Here is a 1,106-nt window from a genome sequence, read left to right as displayed (position 1 = left end):
CCGCGACCGCCACCGGCGGCGCCGGCACCGCGGCCGACCTCGCCCGCCGCCTCCTGGAACTCACACCGGAGGACCGGGTCCGCCACGCCGTCGAACTGGTCCGCGCCGAGGCGGCCGCCGTCCTCGGGCACTCCTCGGCCAAGGCCGTCGAACCCGGCCGGGAGTTCCGCGAGCTGGGCTTCGACTCGCTCACCGCGGTCGAGCTGCGCAACCGCCTGACCACCGTCACCGGCCTGCGGCTCACCGCCACCCTGGTCTTCGACTACCCCACCCCGCACGGACTCGCCGAGTACCTGGTGGCCGAGCTCCTCGACGAGCACGGCGAGACCGGCACGCCCGTCGTGGCGGCGGACGTCGCCGACGACCCGGTCGTCATCGTCGGCATGGCCTGCCGGATGCCCGGCGGCGTCGCCACCCCGGACGACCTGTGGCGGATGCTCGCCGACGGCGAGGACCGCATCACCGGGTTCCCGACCGACCGCGGCTGGGACCTGGACGCCCTGTTCGGCGGCGGCCCCGACAACCGCGGCGTCAGCGCCACCCGCCGCGGCGGCTTCCTGCACGACGTCGGCGGCTTCGACGCCGGCTTCTTCGGCATCTCCCCGCGTGAGGCCCTGGCCATGGACCCGCAGCAGCGGCTCCTCCTGGAGACCTCCTGGGAGGCGTTCGAGCGCGCCGGCATCGACCCGGCGGGCCTGCGCGGCAGCGCCACCGGAATCTTCGTCGGCACCACCGGCCAGGACTACGCCAACCTCGTCATGACCTCCCGCGAGGACGTGGAGGGCCACGCCAGCACCGGCCTGGCCACCAGTGTCATCTCCGGCCGGGTCTCCTACGCCCTGGGTCTGGAGGGCCCGGCGCTCACCGTCGACACCGCCTGCTCCTCCTCGCTCGTCGCGCTCCACCTCGCCGCCCAGTCGCTGCGCAGCGGGGAGAGCTCCCTCGCCCTCGCGGGCGGCGTCACCGTGCTGTCGACCCCGATGAACTTCTCCGGGTTCACCCGGCAGGGCGGCCTCGCGGGCGACGGCCTGTGCAAGGCATTCGCGGACGCCGCCGACGGCACCGGCTGGTCCGAGGGCGTCGGCATGCTCGTCCTGGAACGTCTC

The 1,106-nt window shown here is 74.8% G+C and carries 1 protein-coding gene; it reads left to right on the top strand.

Annotation, left to right across the window (positions count from 1 at the left end):
* Positions 1-1,106, top strand: a 1,106-nt coding sequence (locus HO151_RS07095; RefSeq protein ID WP_254594603.1) for an acyl carrier protein, incomplete at both ends; no start/stop codon positions are given.

The organism is Streptomyces sp. 8P21H-1 (assembly GCF_013302945.1).
The sequence above is the reverse complement of the archived record's forward strand: the minus strand, read 5'-3'. Positions and strand labels throughout refer to the sequence as shown.